Genomic DNA, 551 nt, shown 5'->3' on the forward strand with positions numbered 1-551 from the left:
CCTTAGGATTCTCTCCTCAACTACCTGTGTCGGTTTACGGTACTGGTTCTTATTGCCTGAAGTTTAGAGGTTTTTCTTGGAAGCCCTTAGGCGCACTATCTCTTTGTCCGAAGACTCCGAGTACTATCGCATTTCGCCAAGCTCTACGGATTTGCCTATAGAGCCTATAGCTAGGTGCTTTAACGAACTATTCCGTCAGTTCGCGGCGCTTTCATCACTCCGTCACCCCATCACAGCAATAAGAAGTACGGGAATATTAACCCGTTGGCCATCGACTGTCCCTTTCGGGTTCGCCTTAGGTCCAGACTAACCCACAGCTGATTAGCATAGCTGTGGAAACCTTAGTTTTTCGGTGTGCGGGTTTCTCGCCCGCATTATCGTTACTTATGCCTACATTTTCTTTTCTGACCGGTCCAGCATACCTTACGATACACCTTCAGCCCTGTCAGAATGCTCCCCTACCACTTTGCATTGCTGCAAAATCCATAGCTTCGGTAATATGCTTATGCCCGATTATTATCCATGCTCGTCCGCTCGACTAGTGAGCTGTT

At 47.9% G+C, this 551-nt stretch carries 1 rRNA gene; it reads right to left on the reverse strand.

What is annotated here, in order from left to right:
- Positions 1–551, reverse strand: a 23S ribosomal RNA gene (locus ACE01P_RS24400); the annotation flags it as partial.

Source organism: Flavobacterium sp. HJSW_4 (assembly GCF_042436695.1).
In the GTDB taxonomy this organism is placed as follows: domain Bacteria; phylum Bacteroidota; class Bacteroidia; order Flavobacteriales; family Flavobacteriaceae; genus Flavobacterium.